Source organism: Barnesiella sp. ET7, assembly GCF_024733785.1.
GTDB classification, from domain to species: Bacteria; Bacteroidota; Bacteroidia; order Bacteroidales; family Barnesiellaceae; genus Barnesiella; species Barnesiella merdigallinarum.
Genome location: NZ_JANRHM010000004.1, coordinates 56,606 through 80,587, shown reverse-complemented (window position 1 = coordinate 80,587; position 23,982 = coordinate 56,606). Strand labels below are relative to the sequence as shown.

At 53.9% G+C, this 23,982-nt stretch carries 13 protein-coding genes; all 13 read left to right on the top strand.

Annotation, left to right across the window (positions count from 1 at the left end; genetic code table 11):
• The first annotated feature begins 56 nt into the window (after positions 1–56).
• The 13 genes from NW211_RS03735 (at position 57) to NW211_RS03675 (ending at position 23,958) form a co-directional block, all read left to right on the top strand.
• Complete coding sequence (locus NW211_RS03735) at positions 57–3,050, top strand: TonB-dependent receptor (protein WP_258326970.1); 2,994 nt, start codon at positions 57–59, stop codon at positions 3,048–3,050.
• 13 nt (positions 3,051–3,063) lie between these two features.
• Entirely contained in the window at positions 3,064–4,560 is a 1,497-nt protein-coding gene (locus tag NW211_RS03730; RefSeq protein WP_087407639.1) for a RagB/SusD family nutrient uptake outer membrane protein, read from the top strand.
• A gap of 19 nt (positions 4,561–4,579) precedes the next feature.
• On the top strand, positions 4,580–6,016 hold the full coding sequence (locus tag NW211_RS03725) for a SusF/SusE family outer membrane protein (RefSeq protein WP_258326969.1): 1,437 nt from the start codon (positions 4,580–4,582) through the stop codon (positions 6,014–6,016).
• Positions 6,017–6,028: 12 nt separating this feature from the next.
• Positions 6,029–7,804, top strand: a complete 1,776-nt coding sequence (locus NW211_RS03720) for a glycoside hydrolase family 66 protein (protein WP_258326968.1) — start codon at positions 6,029–6,031, stop codon at positions 7,802–7,804.
• 117 nt (positions 7,805–7,921) lie between these two features.
• A complete protein-coding gene (locus NW211_RS03715; RefSeq protein ID WP_258326967.1) occupies positions 7,922–10,987 on the top strand; it encodes a TIM-barrel domain-containing protein in 3,066 nt (1,021 codons plus the stop codon).
• A 29-nt stretch (positions 10,988–11,016) separates the two neighbouring features.
• A complete protein-coding gene (locus NW211_RS03710; protein WP_087407635.1) occupies positions 11,017–13,176 on the top strand; it encodes a glycoside hydrolase family 97 protein in 2,160 nt (719 codons plus the stop codon).
• Positions 13,177–13,948: 772 nt separating this feature from the next.
• Positions 13,949–15,010: an efflux RND transporter periplasmic adaptor subunit gene (locus tag NW211_RS03705; protein ID WP_241147784.1), complete on the top strand. Its 1,062-nt coding sequence runs from the start codon at positions 13,949–13,951 to the stop codon at positions 15,008–15,010.
• A gap of 30 nt (positions 15,011–15,040) precedes the next feature.
• Entirely contained in the window at positions 15,041–18,220 is a 3,180-nt protein-coding gene (locus NW211_RS03700; RefSeq protein ID WP_258326966.1) for an efflux RND transporter permease subunit, read from the top strand.
• A 29-nt stretch (positions 18,221–18,249) separates the two neighbouring features.
• The gene (locus tag NW211_RS03695; RefSeq protein ID WP_258326965.1) at positions 18,250–19,659 is read left to right on the top strand and encodes an efflux transporter outer membrane subunit; all 1,410 of its coding nucleotides are present in this window, start codon (positions 18,250–18,252) and stop codon (positions 19,657–19,659) included.
• A 20-nt stretch (positions 19,660–19,679) separates the two neighbouring features.
• Positions 19,680–20,465 (top strand): acyl-ACP--UDP-N-acetylglucosamine O-acyltransferase, encoded by a 786-nt coding sequence (lpxA, locus tag NW211_RS03690; RefSeq protein ID WP_258326964.1) that lies wholly within the window; start codon positions 19,680–19,682, stop codon positions 20,463–20,465.
• A gap of 277 nt (positions 20,466–20,742) precedes the next feature.
• Positions 20,743–21,360 (top strand): TetR/AcrR family transcriptional regulator, encoded by a 618-nt coding sequence (locus NW211_RS03685; RefSeq protein ID WP_258326963.1) that lies wholly within the window; start codon positions 20,743–20,745, stop codon positions 21,358–21,360.
• Positions 21,361–21,426: 66 nt separating this feature from the next.
• Positions 21,427–22,905 carry a TolC family protein gene (locus tag NW211_RS03680; protein ID WP_258326962.1) on the top strand — a complete coding sequence of 493 codons (1,479 nt, stop codon included), beginning with the start codon at positions 21,427–21,429 and terminating at the stop codon, positions 22,903–22,905.
• A 36-nt stretch (positions 22,906–22,941) separates the two neighbouring features.
• Positions 22,942–23,958: an efflux RND transporter periplasmic adaptor subunit gene (locus NW211_RS03675; protein ID WP_258326961.1), complete on the top strand. Its 1,017-nt coding sequence runs from the start codon at positions 22,942–22,944 to the stop codon at positions 23,956–23,958.
• The last annotated feature ends 24 nt before the right edge of the window (positions 23,959–23,982 follow it).

The following is a 23,982-nucleotide window of genomic DNA, read 5'->3' as shown; positions in this document are numbered from 1 at the left end:
GCTCTGCAAGTGTGGCAGCCTCTCTTTTTTACTTTCCCCCTAAAGAAAAATTATAGATGAAAAACAACCATTTGGGCAGGATCACATGCTGTGTAATCCTCTTATGCCTGTTACCATTCGCCGTATGGGCTCAGAGCAAGGTCGAGGGCACTGTTCTCGACGTCAACCAGGAGCCGCTTATCGGTGTCAATGTATCGGAGAAAGGGACTTCGAACCGAACCGTGACCGATATAGATGGACATTTCAGTCTCAATCTCAGTTCGGCCAATCCCGTACTGCATCTCAGTTATGTAGGCTATGTGGCTCAAGACGCCGATGTGAACGGACAGAGCACGATGCAGATTGTCATGCACGAGAACAACGAGATGCTCGACGAGATTGTAGTCATTGGATATGGTATCCAGAAGAAAAGCGACTTGACGGGAGCTATCTCGCAGGTCTCCTCCAAAGATTTGGCCCGTCAGCCGTCGCCGAGCCTCGGAGCCGCCTTGCAGGGTAGGGCCCCCGGTTTGCAGGTAGTTTCGAGCGGGGCCCCGGGCAGCAACGTGAGTATGAAAATCAGAGGCATCGGTTCCATTAACAACAGCGACCCCCTCTTGGTTATCGACGGTGTACCTACCGATGTACCTTTGAATATGATCAACATGGACGACGTGGAGAGCGTCGACATCCTTAAGGATGCCTCGGCTACGGCCATCTACGGTTCGCGCGGTGCCTATGGCGTGATTATCATCACCACCAAGCGAGGCTCGCAGGAGCGCAACAACCTGAATTTGAAAGTGACCTACGGGTTCGATCAGTTGCAACGCACCCTGCCGTTGCTCAACGCCACGCAGTTTGCCTCGTTACACAACGAGATGATGAGTGCCGGCGGACAACCCCAGTATGCTCTCTTCAACGACCCCACCAAACTGGGCAAGGGTACCGACTGGATGGGCGAGCTTTTCCAGTATGCTCCTACGCAGACCTATTCGGCCAACTATTCGGGGGGTACGCAAAAGAGCCGTTACTACGTGTCGGGTACCTACTACGATCAGCAGGGTATCATCAAGACGACCGACTACAAGCGGTTTACGCTTCAGTTCAACTCCGATGTCGAACTCTACAAATGGTTGAAGTTGGGGCACAACCTTTCGCTCAACCACGACATTAAGTCGCAGGGCGAGTACAACATCCAGAACACCATGAAGGCGCTGCCTACCCAGGCCATCAAAAACGAAGACGGCTCTTGGGCCGGCCCTGTGGGATTGGCCATGTATGTGGGCGATATTGCCAACCCCATCGGTAAAATGATGGAGAATACCTCGACCACCAAGGGCTACAACCTGCTGGGTAATATCTATGCCGAGATAAAACCGTGGGAGTGGCTCACGTTTAAGAGCACCTTTGGTATCCAGGCCCTCTTCTGGGACAGCAAGAGCTGGACACCCAAGTACGACTGGGAGCCTATCGAGCAACCCGAGTCGCAGGCTTCGCGCCAGTACAACAAGAGTTTTACCTGGTTGTGGGACAACCTGCTCACCTTCAACAAGACCTTCAACGACAAGCATGCCGTAACCGCCATGATCGGTTCGTCGGCCCAGACCAATACCTACGAGTTTATGAGCGGTAGCATACAAGGCTTCATCAGCGATTCGGCCCAAGAGTTGGCCAACGGTATTCTGGAGCCGACCCTCACCGGTAACGGCAGCGACTGGGCGCTCCTGTCGTTCATGGGCCGTATCAACTACACCTATGACAATCGCTATCTGTTTACCGCCACCATGCGTGCCGACGGTAGCTCGCGTTTCAGCCGGGCCAACCGCTGGGGTGTATTCCCCTCGGTGTCGCTTGCCTGGCGAATGAGCGAAGAGGAGTGGTTCCAGAAGAGTTTTGCGTTGAGCGACCTGAAAATACGTGCCGGATACGGTGTTACCGGTAACCAGGCCAGCGTGGGCAACTACGCCTATGCCTCGGTACTGCAAACCGTGCAATACAATTTCAACGGCAACCAGGTGTCGGGTTTGGCCCCGTGGGTGATGCCCAATCCCAATGTGCGCTGGGAAGAGGTCGAGCAATACAACGTAGGTATCGATGCTTCGATGCTCGACAGCCGGTTGCTGGTAACCCTCGACGGATATATCAAGAATACCAACGATATGCTGGTGCCCATGTCGGTACCCATCTCTTCGGGTTACTCCGACGAGAACGTGTCGCAAATCAATGCCGGCCTGATGCGTAACGTCGGTGTCGAGTTGGCCCTGACTTCGTTCAACTTCCGTGGAGGCGACTTCACCTGGTCGACTACGGCCAACGTGTCGTACAACCACAACGAACTGATCAGCCTGAACAGCGACGTGCCCATGTATTTCGACAACAACGTGCACATGGTGGGCTATCCCATCAGCGCCTTCTATGGTTATGTGACCGACGGTATCTTCCAGACGCAGGAGGAGGTCGACAACCACGCCATACAGACGGTGGGCAGCGATCCTACGTCTAGCACACAGCCGGGCGATATTCGTTTCAAGGACTTGAACAACGACGGTGTCATCAACGACGACGACCGTACCGTATTGGGCAGCCCTACGCCTTCGTGGACTTTTGCCATGAACAACCAGTTGTCCTACAAGGGATTCGACCTGGAAATCTTCTTCCAGGGCGTAGCCGGCAACAAGATTTACAATGGCAACCGCGCGTCGCTCGAGGCCATGAGCGTAGCTCAGAACCAGATGACGACCGTGCTCGACCGCTGGCGTGGACCCGGCACGAGCAACACCATGCCCCGTGCCGTCTTTGGCGACCCCAATAAGAACAACCGGGTATCCGACCGATTCCTCGAGGATGGCAGCTACCTGCGCTTGAAGAACATTTCGCTGGGTTACACCCTGCCCAGTCGCCTGACCAAGAAGGCCGCCATGCAGCAGGTACGCCTGTCGGTATCGGCACAGAACCTCTTTACCCTTACCCGCTATACGGGTCTCGATCCCGAGGTGAGCGGTTCGGGCAACGACAATAATGTGTATCCCGTGACCCGTAATTTTACGTTCGGATTGAACATAACCTTTTAATCCATAACCACCGATGAAACGAACAACTTATATCATATCGATTTTCGGCGCTCTTGCCATGCTGTTGAGCGCTTGCAGTGATTTCTTGGATCGTGAGCCCTGGGACTCGGTCGATACGTCGGAGGGTTTCCAAACCGCCGAGGATGCCGTGGCGGCTGTCAATGCGGCCTACCAGCCTCTGCAATGGGCCAAACTCTACAACATGCGCATCTGGACGCTCGACATCATGGCCGGCAACAGTGTCGTGGGTGCCGGTGGCGGTACCGACGGTATCGAGACGGTCGACCTGGCCAACTTTATCGCTACGGCCGACAACTTTGCCGCCCTCGACTTGTGGCGCGGTCCTTCGCCCGGTATCTTGCGGTGCAACTTCGTGTTGCAGAATGTACCCGGTATGGATATGGACCAGACGCTCAAGAACCGTTGCCTGGGCGAAGCCTATTTCCTGAGAGCTCACTACTACTTTATTCTGGTACGGCTTTTCGGCGGTGTACCTTACATAATCACGCCTCAAACCTCCGAGACCAATCTGTTGGTAGAGCGTGCCCCGGTAAGCAAGATTTACGAACTCATCACATCGGACCTCAAGAATGCCATCTCACTGCTTCCCAAGAAATCGGAGTACTCCACCACCGACCTGGGTCGTGCTACCCGTGAAGCTGCCATGGCCGAACTCATCCGGGTATACATGACCTACGAGCCCAGCAACGACAAGTACGAAGAGGTAGTGCGCATGTGCGACGAGATAGGCTCGATGGGTTACGAGCTGGCCAGCGACTACTCCGACATTTTTGACCCCGCTAAAAAGAACGGCGTGGAGTCTATCTTCGAGGTGCAGTATTATGGCAAGACCAACTACGATTTCTGGAGCAACGAGAACCAATGTTCGTGGACCAGCACCTTCATGGGGCCCCGCAACTCCGACATGGCTGCCGGCTGCTACGGCTGGAACCAGCCTACGGCCGAGTTTGTAAGCCAATACGAAGAGGGCGACTTGCGTAAGGACAAGACCATCTTCTACATGGGGTGCCCCACATTCGACGGCAAACAATACAGCTCGTCCTACTCGACTACGGGGTACAACGTGCGCAAATTCCTGCTTACCAAAGCTCAATCGCCCGACTACAACACGAGCAACGCCGACTGGGTCGTTACCCGTTATGCCGACATCTTGCTGCTCAAGGCCGAGGCGCTGAACGAACTGGGTCGCACCGTACAGGCCGAAGATCCGCTCTACGAGGTACGCAAACGTGCCGGCCTCACCGACCGAAGCACCATTGAGGGGCTTACTCAAGCCCAGATGCGTGAGAAGATTATCCACGAGCGTCGCATCGAACTCGCCTTCGAAGGTCACCGTTGGTTCGACATGATTCGCTACAAGGACAACTATGCCCTCAACTTCCTCCACTCGATAGGGAAGACATCGGCCAGCTCCAAGCATCTGTTGCTCCCGATTCCCCAGCAGGAGATCGAGGCCAATCCGATGTTAACGCAAAATCCGGGTTACTAATCAAAGAGACTGAAAAACAATGAAAGCAAAGACTATAATAGGTATGACATTACTCGCCTCGGTCGGTCTGGTCGGGTGTGAGGAGGAGATTGTGCTCGACAAGGGCGAGTCGCCCCTGATGATAAATCTCTCGGCCGATTCGGTACGTTGCGACCAGCGCAGCGATGCCCAGGAGGCTCTGCAAATTACCTGGACCAGCGGGACCAACCAAGGTACGGGTGCAGCTATCTCGTATTTTTTCGAGATGGATGTGAAGGGCGATAATTTCGAAAACGGTATCAAATACAACATCGGCAAGACCGATTCGCGGGTAATCTCCTTTACCAACAAGGAGCTTACCGATACCTTGCTCCACTATTTCCCCACCATTCCCCTCGAGCAATACACCGATTTTGAAATGCGGGTAACGGCTACCGTCGCAGACCCCACCGTCCCCATGCAGGTATCGCCTGTGAAGGAGGTAAGAATCGCTCCCTATAAATGGCGGGTGCTCAACCTCTATATCATCGGCGATGCTACCCCCAATGGTTGGGACAATCAGTTGGCCACCATCATGTCGAGCGACTACGACAACATTGCGCACTTCACCTGGCAGGGTATGCTCAAGAAGGGCGAAATCAAGTTCAATGCCCAGCTGGGCGACTGGTATCCGTGCTACGTGCGCGACAACGACGACCCCACCAGGATGCACTACCGGGAGAAAGAGGAAGACTATCCCGACAACAAGTGGGTAATCGAAGAGGCCGGCAACTACCTGATCGATGTGAACCTCGACCTGCTTACCGTCAGCTTCACCAACCTCGACGGCGAGGTACCCTTCTCGACCCTTTATCTGGTAGGCGAGGCTGCACCCTCGGCCATCAAACTCGAGCAGTCGAGCGACGACTCCTTTATCTTTACCTACAACGGAGCCTTGTCGGCCGGCAATATGCTCATCTCGAGCACGACCGCAACCACGGGTTGTGCCGGTTATCAGCCTCTCGACAACAACGGGCTGGGTACCACGACCATCCAACTCGTCGACGATATAGGCACGGCCAGCAAGCAGTGGAACATACCGGCTGCCAACAAGTACAGCGTGACACTCGACTTGCGGGGCAATACTCTGGAGATTGGCAACTACGTAGGATACGAGCATGTATGGATCATGGGCTCGGCTGCCCCCGGCGGTTGGTCGTGGGACAACATCACCGAGATGCAGCGCAGCTCGTCCAATCCCAACGTGTTCACCTATGAAGGCTATCTGTCGGAGGGCGAACTGAAGTTCCCGCTCGAAATCGACCACAGCTTTGGCGGCGATTTCATACTGGCTCCGCAGGCCAACTGTCCCATCTCGGAAAACGGATCCTACGTCATCGGCAACCAGCCCGACAACAAATGGATTATAAGCGAAGCCGGGAATTACCGCATCACTATCGACGTGGAAAATGAAACCATCTCATTCGTAAAATTATAAAGTTCAAAAGATATGATTAAGAAGCTGTTTTTAGCCTACCTTTCCGTTTCGGCTCTCCTGTCGATTTCGGCCTGCAACCGCTTTGACATAGAGAACGATCCCATCACCTATGGCGATGGTTACATGGAGGTACAACTCAATACCGATAAAGCCTGCTATGCTCCGGGCGAGGCTGTGAATTTCACGCTCAACAAGCTCATTCAAGGGGCTTCCAACGTGATGGTACGTTACCGTCATTTGGGTACCACCCTCGAGGAGGCTCCGCTGAGTAGCTGCAGCTGGAGCTGGCAGCCGCCTGCCGCCGACTATCAGGGCTATATGGTCGACCTGTACAGCAAGGATGCCGACGGGGTAGAGACCGTCTATGGCAGCATTGCCGTCGATGTATCGTCGACCCCCGACCGGTTCCCGCGCAACGGTTTCCTCTCGGCCTATGGCAACATGACCGACCAGGATATATCCGACGTCATGTCCGACCTCAATCGCCATCACATCAACTACGTGCAATTCCAGGACTGGCACTACAAGCACCACAAACCCCTGGCCGGTACGCCGTCGGCACCGATGGAGGTGTGGACCGACATCATCAACCGCGACTGCTACAAGAAGACGGTAGAGGGATATATCGAAAAATCGCATCAGTATGGCATGAAGTCGTTGTTCTACAACCTGGCTTACGGTGCCCTTGCCGATGCCGCCGAAGATGGCGTGCAGGAGGAGTGGTATCTCTTCAAGGATGCCAGCCATGTGCGTAAGGATTGCCACGAGCTGGGATCGCCTTTCAAGAGCAGCATCTATATTGTCAATTCGGGCAATGAAGCCTGGATCGACTACATCACCAAGCAGAACAGCGACGTATATGCCGTGTTCGATTTCGACGGCTACCAGATAGACCAGTTGGGCGACCGGGGCGAAACCTATGACTATTATGGCAACCGGGTCTATCTCGACCAGACTTTCAAGCACTTTATCGAGAGCATGAAAGAGGCCAATCCCGACAAGTCGCTCGTGATGAATGCCGTGGGCCAGTATGGCCAGGAGAACCAGATTTCGAAAGCTCCTGTCGACTTCCTCTACACCGAGGTGTGGGACCACAGCGACGACCGCGGATATACCATCTTCTCCGACATCATTACCAACAACGACAAGTGGTCCAATGGCAAGAAGACGGTTCTGGCCGCTTATATGAATTACGAGCACGGACGCAAGGGGCGCAGCTATTTCAATACGCCCGGTATCCTCATGGGTAGTGCGGCCGCTTTTGCCTGGGGCGGTTCTATTCTGCAACTGGGCGAGCATCTGCTTTGCAACGAGTATTTCCCCAACAACAACCTCTCGATGCGGGGTGAGTTGAAGATTGCGCTTATCCACTACTACGATTTTCTCACCGCCTACCAGAACCTGTTGCGCGACGGTGGCGAATGGTACGGTATCGATGTCACCTCGACGTCCGGCGATATTGCATTCAACCAGTGGGGACCCGTGAGAGGCCAGATTGCCACCGTGGGCAAACGCTTCGACGACCGCGATGTGATACACCTGTTGAGCTATCGCAATGCCACACACCTCGATTGGTGCGACACCAATGCCAACCAGGGTGAGCCCGATTTGCTGGAAGCCGTGAATGTGAGCTTTGCCGTCAAACAGAATCCCAAAGCCGTATGGGTGGCTTCGCCCGATGTGAAAGACGGTGTGGCCATACCGCTCGAGTATGAATATGCCGGCGGCAAGATAACCACAACCCTCCCGGCCTTGAAATACTGGGACATGATTGTCGTGGAATATTGAGATCTCGGAAGCGGGCTGGGGGAGGAGTCCTGCAGGGGATTGCCTCGGCCCGGCCGGCTCTGCCGCGACGAATAGAAAAGAAGTTACAAGATTGCTTATTTTGAAATATAGTTTTTTATGAAGTACAAATTGCTGTCTGTTTTGATGCTGTGTGCCTCTATCGGCGTGCATGCTCAAGAAGAATTTTTGTGTGGCGATCGAATGGCGGTATTCTATCCGGCCGATTTCGATTCGACACAAACTTTGGCCTCGTTTGCCATACAGAAAGAGTTGACCCGGCAGGGCGATGTGCCGTCCGACTGGGAGATACGTCCGGTTTTCAAAACCGACGATAACGGGAAAACCCTGGTAGAGATTGCTTACAGCGACAATGTCGACCTGTACGGAACGGGGCTTGTAAACGGCAATTTGCGCCGTAACGGTTATGATATTCCTCTGTGGAACAACGACAACTATGGCTATTACAAAGAGGGGCTCTATCAGTCGCACCCCTGGATCATGGGTGTACGTCCCGATGGCAAAACCTTCGGCATCATTGCCGACAACAGTTGGCGCTCGGAGATTAACCTGACGAACCCGATGAAAATCACCAGCGAAGGTCCCTCTTTCCGGGTGGTCGTTATCGAGCGTAACTCTCCGGCCGAGATGATGCAGGCCTTGGGCGAACTGACGGGTACCATCAACCTGCCGCCGCTGTGGGCTATCGGGTACCACCAGTCGCGCTATAACCCGTCGTACAAACCGGCCGATGTCCTGTGGATTACCAGCGAGATGCGTCGTCGCCATCACCCGTGCGACGTCATCTGGTTCGACATCGACTATATGGATGGGAAACGTCTTTTCACCTACGACGATTCCGATTACTTCTCGGCAGCCGGAGTTCCCAATCCGCTGGCCATGAACGACTCGCTTCACAGCCGTAACTTCAAGGCCGGTTACATTACCGACCCGGGTGTGAAAATCGATGATAGCTACATTGTCTATCAGCAAGGACAAGAGGGCGATCACTGGGTGAAAACCGAAGACAAGGTGACCGACTACGAGGGCGAAGTGTGGCCGGGCATGTGCAAGTTCCCCGACTTCACGCGGCCCGAGACTCGCGAATGGTGGGCCGGCCTCTATGGCGAGTTCTACAAGGAAAACAATATGGACGGTGCCTGGAACGACATGAACGAACCGGGCGTGTTCAATACCCCCGAGTGGACCATGCTCACGACCAACTGGCATCGCGGTGGCGGCGATTTGGCTGCCGGGCCTCACATGCGCTATCACAATCTGTACGGGTCGTTGATGACGAAAGCCTCTTTCGAAGGCCTCATGCAGAGCCGCCCCGACAAGCGTCCCTTCCTCCTCTCCCGTGCCAATCACCTGGGTGCACAACGCTATTGCGCTACGTGGACCGGCGACAATCTCGACACGTGGAAACACTTGAAGCTGACGATTCCCGTACTGCTCAACCTCGGCCTCTCGGGACAACCTTTCGGCGGCCCCGACGTTGGCGGATACGGCCGCATCGGCAATGCCGACCTGATGGGCCACTGGTTTGCGCTTGCTCCCTATTACCCCTTCTCGCGTAATCACACGTCGGAACACGCTCAAGAGCCCTGGGCTTTTGGCAGCAAGATAGAGAAGGTGGCCCGCAACGCCGTGAACCGCCGTTACCATCTGTTGCCCTATTTCTATACGCTGTTCCGCGAATCGTCTCAAACGGGCATGCCCGTCATGCGCCCGGTATTCTTTGCCGATTTGACCGACGAAAGTTTGCGCGAAGAGCAACAAGCCTTCCTGTTGGGCGGTGACCTGCTCGTGATTCCGCGCTGGGCTGTCAACCCCACCTTGCCCGGTGGCGACTGGGACGAGCTGACACTGGAAGCCGAGGACGACGGTTATCAAGCCATCGTAGCACTTCGCTCGGGTGCCATTCTGCCTTATCTGGGTCACGACATTCAGAGCACGGCCGAGTACACGTGCGACTCCATTACGCTGTATGTAAATCCGCTTGACAACGGTCAGGCCGAAGGTGCCTTGTACGACGACGAGGGCGAAGGCTTTGAATACCGGAACGGCGACTATGCCCTGTTGCAATTCTCCTGTACGGAGTATAATGCCGATTCGCTGTTGGTAAGCATCACCCAAACCGAAGGCAGTTTTGAACGTCCGGCCCGCTATTTCAGGGTAGCTGTTGTCGGTGGCGAGCAAACTCAATACTCCGACTGGACGAGCAGCAATACGATTCGGGTACCGAAAGTAGCCGATGTTTCCGAGTCGCTCGATTTGAGCAAGATCGGCACCTACTTTATTGCCGGTTCCTTTACCAACTGGTTCAATGGCGACGAAGACAAACGCCTCATGCTCAAAGACCCCTCGGAAGACGGAACACTCACGAGCGACCGCCTCTATTTCGAAGCCGGCACCTATGAAATGAAGTTTGCCAATACCGACAACTGGAGCGATACCGATTGGGGTGCTCCCGACGGGAACAACGGCCTGACGGGTACTGCCGTGAAGGGCCCCGACGAGAGTTGCAAGAACATCAAGTTTACCATCGAGACGAGCGGAAACTATTACATTACCTTTAATCCTCACACCCTGCAGTATGCTGTCGTTCGCACATACGACTCGGTACAAAAGGAGATTTATGTAGGCGGTACCTACAACAACTGGACTCTGGGTGCCGGTTACATGGAACTGGTGGCCGACAACCAATGGGAGGTAACCGACGTGAATATCCCGGCCGGAGAGTGGGAGTTGAAATTTGCCAACACTAACAACTGGAGCGACAAGGACTGGGGTGGTGTAGAAGGCTTGGCCGGAACGGCCGTCGAGACCACAGGCGGCAAGCCCAACCTCAAATTTACCATTGAGACTACCGGCGATTATACGATACGGTTCAACGACCAGACTCTGGTTTACAGCATAAGCAAGGAGAGCACGGGTGTGCAGACTCCGGTTGCAGATCAGAGTTATGTCTATCCCAATCCGACCAAAGATTTGATCAATGTGCATCTGGCCTCAAACGAAGGGGAAATAGAGATTTTTTCGATAAACGGCCAGTGCGTGATGCAACAAAGATTGAACGGTAGTGTATCGACTCTGGATATTGCCCAACTGAACAAGGGTACTTATCTGGTGAGAATCTCGGAAGAAGGGCAAATGACAGTGTGCAAACTGTTGAAAGACTAATGAATAAAATATACAGATAAATATAAATCATGAATCGAAAAGCTTTGAAAATAGGGGTGGCGGCTGTACTTTGCAGCATGGCCGTTTCGGCACAGACCTTGCTGTCGCCCAACAAACAGTTGCAGATGGATTTCTCGATAGAGAAAGGTCGTCCTACGTATACATTGCAATATAAGGGAAAAACGGTAATTGCACCCAGCCATCTGGGTATCGAACTCAAGGGCGAGTCGCAGCGGCGCGACTTCAACGACCTGGACGAGAAGAACGAGGGTACACCCTATTCGCTGATGACCGGGTTTTGCATAGCCGATACGGCCTGTTCCACATTCGACGAAACTTGGACTCCCGTATGGGGTGAAGAGGCTTCGATACGCAACCACTACAACGAGTTGGCGGTGACTCTGCGTCAGAAAAATACCGACCGCGAAATGGTGCTGCGTTTCCGTCTGTTCGACGACGGGTTGGGCTTCCGTTATGAATTTCCGCAACAGAAGAACCTGAACTATTTTGTCATCAAGGAAGAGTGCACCCAGTTTGCCATGACCGGCGACCACACGGCCTACTGGATTCCGGGCGACTACGATACGCAGGAGTATGACTACACCGTATCGCGCCTCTCCGAGATCCGCGGCCTGCAGGCCGGTGCCATCACCGAGAACCTCTCGCAAACCAGCTTCTCGCCCACAGGCGTGCAGACGGCCCTCATGCTCAAGACCGACGATGGCCTCTACATCAACCTGCACGAGGCTGCGCTTATCAATTATGCCTGCATGCACCTCAATCTCGACGACGAGCACATGATTTTCACCTCGTGGCTTACCCCCGATTCGCAAGGCGACAAGGGCTACATGCAGACACCCTGTCACTCGCCCTGGCGCACGGTTATCGTCAGCGACGATGCCCGCGACATCCTCGCCTCGCGCATCACGCTCAACCTGAACGACCCCTGCAAAATCGAGGATACCTCGTGGATTAAACCCTGCAAGTATGTAGGCGTGTGGTGGGAGATGATTACCGGCATGGGCGACTGGTCCTATACGTGGGATTTCCCCTCGGTACAACTGGGGGTGACCGACTATGCCAAGGCCAAGCCCCACGGTCGTCACTCGGCCAACACCCAAAATGTGAAACGCTATATCGACTTTGCGGCTGAAAACGGCTTCGACGCCGTGCTGGTCGAGGGGTGGAACATCGGCTGGGAAGACTGGTTCGGAAACTCCAAAGATTATGTGTTCGATTTCGTAACACCCTATCCCGACTTTAACCTCGAGGAGATACGCGACTATGCCAAGAGCAAAGGGGTGAAGATGATCATGCACCACGAGACCTCGGCCTCGATTCGCAACTACGAGCGCCATCTCGACCAGGCTTACCAGTTTATGGTCGACAACGGTTATCCGGCCGTGAAGAGCGGCTATGTGGGCAACATCATTCCGCGCGGTGAAAATCACTACAGCCAGTGGATTGTCAACCACTACCAGTATGCCGTCGAAAAAGCGGCCCAGTACAAAATCATGGTCAATGCTCACGAGGCCGTGCGTCCCACGGGTATATGCCGTACCTATCCCAACCTTATCGGCAACGAGTCGGCCCGGGGTACCGAGTATCAGGCCTTCGGCGGCAGCAAGCCCTACCACGTGGCCATTTTGCCCTTTACCCGGCTCATCGGTGGCCCCATGGACTACACGCCCGGTATCTTCGAAATGGACATCAGCAAGTACAACCCCAACAACCACTCGCATGCCAACACGACTATCGCCAATCAGCTGGCTCTGTATGTGACCATGTACAGTCCCTTGCAGATGGCGGCCGATCTGCCCGAGACCTACGAGCGGTTTGCCGATGCCTTTCAGTTCATCAAGGATGTAGCCATGGAGTGGGAGAAGAGCGTCTATCTCGAAGCCGAGCCGGCCGAATATATAACCATAGCCCGCAAGGCTAAAAAGACGGGCGAGTGGTTTGTCGGTAGTGTAGGCGGTTACAACGCCCGTGTCTCCGAAATCAGTTTCGATTTCCTGGATAAGGGAAAGAAATACGAGGCAACGGTTTACAGCGATACGAAAGAGACTCACTACCTGACGAATCCTCAGAAGTATGAAATCAGAAAAATCAAGGTTACTTCGAAATCGAAATTGAAACAGTATGTCGCTCCCGGTGGAGGATATGCCATTTCGATAAAGGAGATTTAAGGCGATACCTCGCTCTTTTGGCGGGCGGCCGTTCTCTTCTTCCAAGTTCTCTCTTCTTGCGAACGGGTTGTGTGCGAAAGTGTGCACGACCGGTCAGGAGGACAGGACCGAGGCGAGGAGAGCGGTCGCCTCTGTTTTTGGAGGCTGGCAGGCAATAGGCTCTCTTCCGATTTTGTATTGGTGCATGAGCCGTTGTCGCCCGATTCATTTCCCTTTGTGCCGTTGCATATCGGTTGGTATCCAGTAAAGTATGGTACAAAAATCCGATATATTCGTCGAAAATTCCTCGACCGGTTGACAAAGCGTGTAGATATGGACAGATTTTTGGCCGGAAAGTATTCGAATCGGAAAAATAGAACTAAATATCGGTGATAAAGAACCAGTTCGTACAGTAGGAAGAATTTATCTTTGCAGTCGAATAGGTATAAGAAAGATTGTATGGCGAAATATATAAATTTTATTTTATTTTATTTTTTCATTATTTCCAGCTATTATACAGACTTTATTCCTAAATTTGTGGCATTTGAAAAAGCTGGCAAAAGTCCCTGTTTATTGGGGTAGTAAGTCATTTTATAGGAGCAGAGAGAGTCTATGAATAGGATATTTATTAACATTTGTTAATATAAAGTTTAAACAGAGTACCAACGTCGACAATAATATTTTGTTACTTATGAATATGAAACTGACCAAAAATTTTATTCAACCCATCGCAGGTGCGATGCTTTGTATTTTTTTGTTTTCCTGTGGAGGGAAAAATGCTCAGACAGGTGGAATGGCTCGTGAGTATGCCGTGATGACATTGGAGCCCGACTCAATGGAGTGGTATAGTAACTATCCTGCCGCAATCAAAGGTAAACGGGATATTGAGATACGGCCGAATGTAAGCGGCTTTATTACCGAACTGCGGGTAGACGAGGGTTCGGTCGTGCGTAAAGGCCAGGTGCTCTTCGTAATCGATACGGTGCCTTACAAGGCTGCTCTGAAGGTAGCCGAGACCAATGTCGAGGTGGCTCGCGCCAATGCCGAGACTGCCCGACTGACGGCCGAAAACAAGCGCGAGTTGCAACGCCGCGACATCATCAGCGAGTACGATTTGCAGATGGCCGAGAACTCCTACGCGTCGGCCAAGGCTCAACTGGCTCAGGCCGAGGCTCAGTTGGTGAATGCCCGCAACAACGACTCGTATACCCGCGTAACCAGCCCGCTCGACGGTGTGGTAGGCGAGATTCCCTTCCGGGTAGGTAGCCTGGTATCGCCTTCGTCGGCTACGCCGCTCACCACCGTGTCGGACAACGCCGAGATGTATGTCTACTTCTCGATGACCGAGCGTCAGATTCTGGAACTGGCCGCCCAATACGGTGCCGACAATTTCTTGTCGAAACTTCCGGCCGTATCGCTCAAGCTCTCCGACGGCAGCATCTATCCCCTGAAGGGCGAAATCGAGACCATCAGCGGTATCATCGACACGCAGACCGGTTCGTCGAACATGCGTGCCACCTTTGCCAACCCGCACAAGTTGCTGCGTAGCGGCGGCGCGGGTGTGATTATGATTCCGATGAAGAGCGACAGCGCCCTGCTGGTGCCCCAGAAAGCTACCTATGAGATTCAGGACAAGAAGTTTGTTTACGTAGTCAACGACGACTCTACGGTAAAATCGACCGAAATCACCATCTCGTCGATCGACAACGGTAAAGACTACATGGTGCTCTCGGGCCTCAAGGCTGGCGACCGCATCGTGGTAGAAGGTGTCAATACCCTCAAGGACGGTATGACCATTCAGGTAGCCGGAGCTCAGGCTCAAGGTCAGGCTCAGGCTCAAGCACAAAACAAATAATAACCCTCAACTTCAAAATAGGAAGAAATTATGAAGTTAGACAGATTTATCAATCGCCCGGTATTGTCGACCGTGATATCCATCTTCATGGTTATATTGGGCCTTATCGGACTTGTATTTTTGCCCATCACGCAATACCCCGATATTGCACCGCCTACGATACAGGTCTCTACAACCTATACGGGTGCCAATGCCCAGACTATCTTGAATAGTGTAATCGCTCCCTTGGAGGAGTCGATCAACGGTGTGGAAGACATGATGTACATGACGTCGACCGCCACCAACACAGGTTCGGCCTCCATCACCGTATATTTCAAACAGGGTACCGACCCCGATATGGCTGCCGTGAATGTGCAGAACCGGGTGTCGAAAGCCTTGAACCTGCTGCCGGCCGAGGTAACGCAGGTGGGTGTGATTACCCAGAAGCGACAGACCAGTATGCTGATGGTATTCTCGCTTTACAGCCCCGACGACCGGTATAGCCTCGAGTTCCTCGAGAACTACGCCAAAATCAACGTAATCCCTCTGGTACAACGTATCCCGGGTGTGGGCGATGCCAACGTAATGGCTACCGACTACTCGATGCGTATCTGGCTCAAACCCGACGTGATGGCACAATACGGATTGATGCCTACCGATATAGCCGCCGTGCTGGCCGAGCAGAACATCGAGGCCGCCCCCGGTCAGTTCGGTGACCAGGGTAACCAGTCGTTCCAGTATGTGCTCACCTACAAGGGCCGTCTGCAAACCCCCGAGGAGTTTGGCGACATGGTCATTCGGGCCGATGCCGACGGTCAGATTCTCTATCTGAAAGATGTAGCCGACATCGAGCTGGGCCGTTTGACCTACGGGTTTAAGAACTTCCAGAACGGCCACAACGCCGTGAGCTCCATGATTTACCAGACGGCAGGTTCGAATGCTACCGAGATTATCGGCGATATTACCGACCTGCTCGACGATATTCGCAAAGACCTCCCGGCCGGTATGGAAATAGAGACTACGCTGAATGCCAACGACTTCCTGTTCGCTTCGATTCACGAGGTAATCAAGACCCTTATCGAGGCCTTCATTCTGGTGTTCTTCGTGGTATACATCTTCCTGCAAGACTTCCGTTCGACGTTGATTCCCGCCATCGCCATCCCGGTATCGCTTATCGGTACCTTCTTCGCCCTGTATCTGATGGGCTTCAGCCTCAACCTGCTTACCCTTTGCGCCTTGGTATTGGCCATTGCGATTGTGGTCGACGATGCGATCGTGGTCGTCGAGGGTGTCCATGCCAAGTTGGACCAGGGATACAAGTCGCCGCGTAAGGCTTCGATCGATGCCATGCGCGAGCTCTCGGGAGCCATCGTCTCGATTACGCTGGTGATGATGTCGGTGTTTATCCCCGTTAGTTTCATGACCGGTACATCGGGTACCTTCTACCGTCAGTTCGGTCTTACCATGGCCTTCGCCATCGGTTTCTCGGCTATCAACGCCTTGACGTTGAGCCCGGCCCTGTGTGCCATCTTGCTGAAACCGCACGACAAGAGCGGTGAGGGTCATAAGAAGTCGACCTTTATCGACCGTTTCCACACGGCCTTCAATGCCGCTTACGATACCTTGCTGGGTAAATATAAAAACGGTGTAAAACATTTTGTACATCATAAGAAATTCTCCTTTGCCGGTGTTATCGTGGCTATCATTATTCTGGTAGTGCTGATGAACGTGACACCTACGGGTCTGGTGCCCAACGAAGATACGGGTACCATCATGATTACGGCCGACTTGCAGCCGGGTACCTCGCAAGAGCGTACCGAGCAAGTGCTCATGCAGGTCGACAGTATCATCGGGTTGCACCCCGCCGTGAAGGGCCGTACGCAGATTGTGGGCTTCAGCTTCATCGGCGGTCAGGGTAATACTTACGGATCGTTCATCGTCAAACTGAAAGACTGGAGCGAGCGTACCGACAAGGGTATGGATGCCAACTCGGTAATCGGAGCCCTCTACTCGAAGTTCGCTACCGAGATAAAAGATGCCCGTGTGCTCTGCTTCGCACCGCCTATGATTCCGGGTTATAGTATCAGTAACGGTTTCGAGTTGAACTTGCAGGATAAGACCGGTGGTTCGCTCGACCGCTTCTACGAGGTGACCCAGGACTTCCTGGCCGAGTTGATGAAACGACCCGAGATTGCCATGGCCTCGACTACGTTCAACCCCTCGTTCCCGCAATACATGGTCGATGTCGACGTGGCCAAGTGTAAACAGTCCGGCATCAGCCCGAGCGATGTGCTCACGGCCATGCAGGGTTACATCGGAGGTATGTATTCGTCGAACTTCAACCGGTTCGGTAAACTCTACCGGGTGATGATTCAAGCCGAGCCCAGTGCCCGTGTAAGCCCCGAGAGCCTCAACAACATCAAGATTCGCAACGGTTCCGAGATGGCGCCCATTACCAACTTCATTACCCTGCGCAAGGTCTATGGTCCCGATAACATCAACCGTTTCAACATGTTTACCTCGATCAAGATCAACGGTAACCCCGCCGACGGTTACAGCTCGGGTGAGGCCATCAAGGCCCTCGAGGAGGTAGCCGCCGAGACCCTGCCCGTAGGTTACGGCTACGAGTTCTCGGGTATGACCCGTGAGGAACAAAGCTCGAGCAGCGGTACCACGGCCATCATCTTCGTGCTCTGTCTGGTATTCGTTTACCTGTTGTTGAGTGCCCAGTACGAGAGCTACGTGCTGCCTCTGTCGGTAATCCTTTCGATACCGTTCGGTCTGGCCGGTAGCTTCATCTTCGCCCTCATCATGGGAGTCGAGAACAACATCTACCTGCAGATTGCCTTGATCATGCTTATCGGTCTGTTGGCCAAGAATGCGATTCTTATCGTCGAGTTCGCCCTCGACCGCCGTCGTACCGGTATGCCTATCATCAATGCCGCCATCGACGGAGCCGCCGCCCGTTTGCGGCCTATCCTGATGACGTCGTTGGCCATGGTCATCGGTCTGTTGCCTATGATGTTTGCCACGGGTGTAGGTGCCAACGGTAACGGTACCCTGGGTGCCGGTGCTGTGGGCGGTATGCTCATCGGTATGATTTGCCAGATATTCATCGTGCCCGCTTTGTTTGTGGTATTCGAGATTATTCAAGAGAAGATCAAACCGCTCAAATGGGATGATTTGGACAACTCGGAGGTACGCTCGGAGATTGAGCAGTATTCCAAATAAAATAGAACGCGATATAAAACAGAGAATATATGAAACGAATCCTTTTATATACGGTATGTGGTTTGACTATGGCTACCACCTTAAACAGTTGCCACATATACAATAAATACCATCGGCCCGACGATGTAATGGTCGAGGGTTTGTTCCGGGATACGGTCTCCGATACCGACACCCTTGCAGCCGATACGGCCAGCTTCGGCGACCTGCCGTGGGAAGAGGTCTTCACCGACCCCATCCTGCAAGACCTCATTCGCACGGGGTTGGAGAAGAACAGCGACTTGCAGTCGGCCATGCTTCAGGTCGAGGCTGCTCAGGCCAGCTTCACCGCCGCTCAACTGGCATTCCTGCCGTCGCTTAGCCTCACTCCGCAAGGCGGCGTGAGCAGCTTCGACAGCAGCAAGGGTACCTGGACCTACAATGCCCCCGTTTCGGCCAGTTGGGAGATTGACATTTTCGGCCGCCTGCTCAACTCCAAGCGCAATGCCAAGGCCATGCTGATGCAGACCGAGGCTTACAAGCAGGCCGTGCGCACGCAACTCATCGCCACCATTGCCAACGGATACTATACGTTGTTGATGCTCGACGAGCAGCTTGCCATCACCGAGGAGACCGCCAAGATCTGGCAGAAGAGCGTCGAGACCATCCGGGCCATGAAGGTAGGCGGTATGACCAACGAGGCTGCCGTAGCTCAGAGCGAGGCCAACAACTACATGATTGCTGCCTCCATCCCTACGTTGCGCCAGCAAATCCGCGAGACCGAAAACAGCCTTTCGACCCTGTTGTATCAGGCTCCGCAATCGATTAAGCGCGGCAAATTCCAGGACCAGAAGCTCCCCGAGATGTATCAGGTGGGCGTACCCGTACAGTTGCTCGCCAACCGTCCCGACGTGCGTTCGGCCGAACTTTCGCTGGCTGCAGCCTACTATTCGACCAACATTGCCCGCTCGGCCTTCTATCCCAACATCGTGATTTCGGGTTCGGCCGGTTGGACCAACTCGGCCGGTAGCGCCATTGTCAATCCGGGCAAACTGTTGCTCTCGGCTGCCGCTTCGCTGGTTCAGCCCATTTTCAACCGGGGCAGCAACATAGCCAACCTCAAAGCCGCCAAGGCTCAACAGCAGATTGCCGCCATCAACTTCCAGCAGGCCATCCTCAATGCCGGCGAAGAGGTGAGCAACGCCCTCTATCAGATACAGACGACCAAAGAGACGCTGGTCAACCGCGACTTGCAGGTAGCCTCGCTCGAGAAGGCAGTCGAGTCTACCATGTCGTTGATGACCTTGGGCACCTCGACCTACCTCGAGGTATTGACGGCCCAACAGTCGTTGCTCAACGCCCAGTTGTCGCAAGTATCCGATTCGTATCAGTGCATGGTAGCCGTCATCAATCTCTATCATGCTCTGGGCGGTGGCCGTGAGATCGAGGAAAATACAAAGTAAAAACGTAAAACTTAGATACTATGATTAGTCCGTTAGCATACGTCGATCCCAAAGCGGTGATTGGAAACAACGTAACCATACATCCCTTTGCCTATATCGACAAAGATGTTGTCATCGGTGACAACTGTGTGATATATCCATACGCCAGTATATTGGCGGGAACGGTCATGGGAAAAAACAACCGGGTCTTTCAAGGGGCTATCCTCGGTGCCGAGCCGCAAGACTTCCACTACAAGGGTGAACCCACTCGACTGACTGTCGGCAACGACAATATCATTCGCGAGTATGTCATCATCAACCGCGCTACTCATCCCGCGGGCGAGACCGTCATCGGCAACCACATCTGTATGATGAAGGGTACCCGCATCGGTCACGATTGCCGGGTCGACGACGACTGTATCCTGGGCATCGATTGCGACCTCTCGGGCGAATGCCACATCCACAGCAAAGCCATTCTGGCCGGCCGTGTGATTGTAAAGGAGAAGTGTCGTGTGGGTAGCTGGACCCTCGTCAAGAGCGGTTGCCGCACGAGCAAGGATATACCTCCCTATATCCTGGCGGCACACAACCCCATCATGTACAAGGGTATCAATGCCTTTATCCTGCGGCGTCAAGGCTTCAGCGAAGAGACCATCGAGAATATCGCGCTGGCCTACCGTCAGGTATACTCGTCGGGCACCAGCCTCGAGAATGCGATTCTGCGTATCAAGGAGGTTGTGGCTCCCAGTCCCGAAATCGATTATATCCTCAAATTCTTTGCCGAGTCCAAGATGGGCATCATTGCCACCATCGGCGAGGGCAAGTAAGGGAATAGCCGTAATGAACAAGTGTCGGTCCGGTTCGTAAGAATCGGGCCGTGCTTGTTTTAAAGCCGGCCGCTCTTCCCGATTTCGTGACCGGTCGCAGCTTCCTCGTCGCCCGAATCGAGGCGTGCCCTGGGGCAAGGTTGGGTTTGAGCGAGGGCGGGGGAATGTCGCATGCTGTTTATGATTATTAACAGAGAACGGGGATAATATGCCGCAGAAAACTTTCGGAGTTTTCAAAGTTTTCTATACATTTGCTCCGATTTTCAGTAGAGAACTTATGATGAACGAGCTGCAACTGCGCATAATCGAGCAAGCCACTCCCATGTTTTTGCACTATGGAATCAAAGCCGTCACGATGGATATGATTGCCGCAAGACTGGGCATGTCGAAGCGCACGCTGTACGAGAATTTCAAGGAGAAGAACGAGCTGTTGCTGGCCTGTCTCGAGAAGGCCGAGGACGACCGCAACGTGCGGCTGAAAACCTACTATGCCCAACGGCAGAATGTCATCGAACTGTTGCTGAAGGTGCACGAAGATATACTCTGTTTCATGCGCAATGCCAGCCCGGCCTACTTCATCGACATGGAGCGCTATTATCCCAAGGTTTACGATCGCTATGTCCGGGAGAAGGAGACTCACAAGCATGCCATTCTCGACCTGCTGCGCGAGGGAATAGGCGAGGGGATGATACGCAGCGACATCAATCTCGAGATTGTGGGCACGCTGCTCTCTCTGCAATTTGAACTATTGAAAAACTCAGACCAGATATTCAAGTCGAAATACACCTTTACCGAAATTTTCGAGACCATATTCAAAAGTTTTATCCGGGGTATCGCTACGCCCGAAGGGGTGCGCTATGCCGACGAATTTTTTGCCGGTCGCGAAAACAAATGATACAGTAGAGCAGTATAGATATAGATAGTAGCATACAAATAGAAACCTTTAATAACCGAAGAAACTATGGACAGAAACAAGCTCGTGTCCCGAGTCGCAGCCCTGTTGGCTCTGTCGCTTTGGCCGGCTATCCTGCCGGCTCAAACCCAGCCGATCCAAACGCTGGTCCTCGATTTGAAGACCGCCATCGGCATCGCCCTTAACGAGAATCCTACGATTAAAGTGGCCGATATGGAGATTGAGAAGAAAGACTACTCCAAGAAAGAGACCATCGCCGGACTCTTCCCCCGCATAGACGGGTCGGCTTCGTATAGTCGCACCATCGAGAAACAGACCATGTACATGGATACCGAGGCCTTCGACATGAGCGCCATGTTTGCACCTATTTACAATACCATCGGGCAACTGCACCCCGAGTTCCAGGTGCCCCAGTTGGGCGGCGGCTCCTCTTCGTCGGGCGAGACCGGTATGAAGGTGGGCACCGACAACACCTATTCGGTGGGCCTCAGCGCTTCGCTGCCCATCATTGCCCCGCAGTTGTGGAAGAGTGTGCAACTCTCGAGTGCCGATATCGAGCAAGCCGTCGAGTCGGCCCGTTCGTCGCGGCTCAGCATGGTCAATCAGGTAGAGAAGGCCTATTACAACCTGCTGTTGGCCCAGAACTCCTACGAGGTTATCAAGATGAGCTACGACAATGCCGTGCTCAATGCCCGGGACTACAAGCACAAGTTCGAGCAGGGAACGGCTTCGGAGTACGACGTGTTGCGGGCCGATGTGCAGGTGCGCAACCTCGAGCCCACCCTGCTGCAAACCGAGAACAGCGTGAAGCTGAGCAAGCTGCAGTTGAAGGTGCTGATGGGTGTCGACATGGCTCTGGAGATTACCCCCACCGACCGGCTCGAAGATTATGAAGCCTCGATGTATGAGGAGACGATGAACATCGACACCTCGCTTGAGCAGAATACCGACCTGCGCCAGTTGGACCTCCAGACCGCCTACCTCAAGAAAGCGGTCGACGTGCAGCGCATGGCGTGGTTCCCCACGCTCTCGGCCACGGCCAACTACAACTGGATTTCGATGAGCGACGGCGGCATGTTCAGCGACTTCCGCTGGAGCCCCTATTCGTCGATAGGGCTTTCGCTTTCGCTGCCCATCTTCCAGGGTGGGGCACGCCACTTCCGCATCAAGCAGGCCAAGTCGAACGTCCTGCAACTGGGCTTGCAGCGCGACAATCTGTTGAACACCCTCTCGATGCAGGTGCAGATGTCGATGGATAATATCCAGAAGTCGGTCAAGCAGATAGCCTCGAACAAGGAGGGGGTCCGTCAGGCCGAGAAGGCATACGCCATCATGCAGAAGAGTTTCGAAATCGGGTCGGCTACCTTCATCGAACTTAACGACGCCGACCTGGCCCTCACCAATTCACGCCTCTCGTACAACCAGGCCATCTACGATTTTCTGGCTGCCAAGTCCGACCTGCAGCTGCTCCTGGGCAATGCCGACCTGGAGCAATACCGGCAACCCGACCAGAAGAGCACCAAGTAAATACACGACATCGAATAATATAAGAAACGACACGATATGAAAAAAGAGCATTTGATTGGCATGTTGGCCGCTTGTTCGGCCCTGCTGTTTGTGGCCTGTTCGGGAGAGAAGGAGAATACCGAACAAGCCGAAGAGGAAACGGTTCAACTCGTCAAGGTGGCCCGGGTCACCGAGCAGGCCGTCCCTCAGGTCGTCTCCTACACGGCCACAATCGAACCCTATAAGCGCAACCTCATCAGTTCGTCTCTGCCCAACCGCATCAAGAAAATCTATGTCGAGGTGGGCGACCACGTCAAGGCCGGGCAGAAGCTGGTCGACCTCGACCGTGCCAACCTGGCCCAGCAGAAGCTGCAGCTCGACAACCTCGAGCTCGAGTACAACCGGGTGAAAGAGCTCTTTGCCGTGGGTGGTGCCTCGCAACAACAGGTCGACCAGATGCGCACCCAGTACGAAACGGCCAAGACCTCGTATGAGAACCTCGACGAGAACACCGTGCTGGTGAGTCCCACCAACGGTGTGGTGACAGCCCGCAACTACGACAACGGCGACCTGGCCACCGGTGCCATCCTCACCGTCATGCAGATACAGCCGGTGAAGGTCGAGGTGAACATCTCGGAGAGCGACTTCACCAAGGTGAAGCTGGGTATGCCGGTCGATGTCAACGTCGAGGTCTATGGCGACGAGGTGTTCAAGGGCAAGGTATCGCTCATTCACCCCACCATCGACCCGGCCACCCGCACCTTTGTGACCGAAATCAATATCCCCAATGGCGACAACCGCATCCGTCCGGGCATGTTTGCCCGCGTCAATATCGACTTTGGCAACGTAAACCGCGTGGTGGTGCCCGACCAGGCAGTCGTGAAGCGTTCGGGTTCGGGCGACCGCTTTGTCTATGTCTATAAAGACGGCAAGGTTTCCTTCAACCAGGTGCAGTTGGGCCGCCACATGGATACGAGCTACGAGCTCATCTCGGGCGTCGAGAACGGTTCCGAGGTGGTGATTGCCGGCCAGTCGCGCCTGAAGGACGACGCCCCCGTGAAAGTGGTCGAATAACCGTGCAGCCTTTTGTCCAATTCC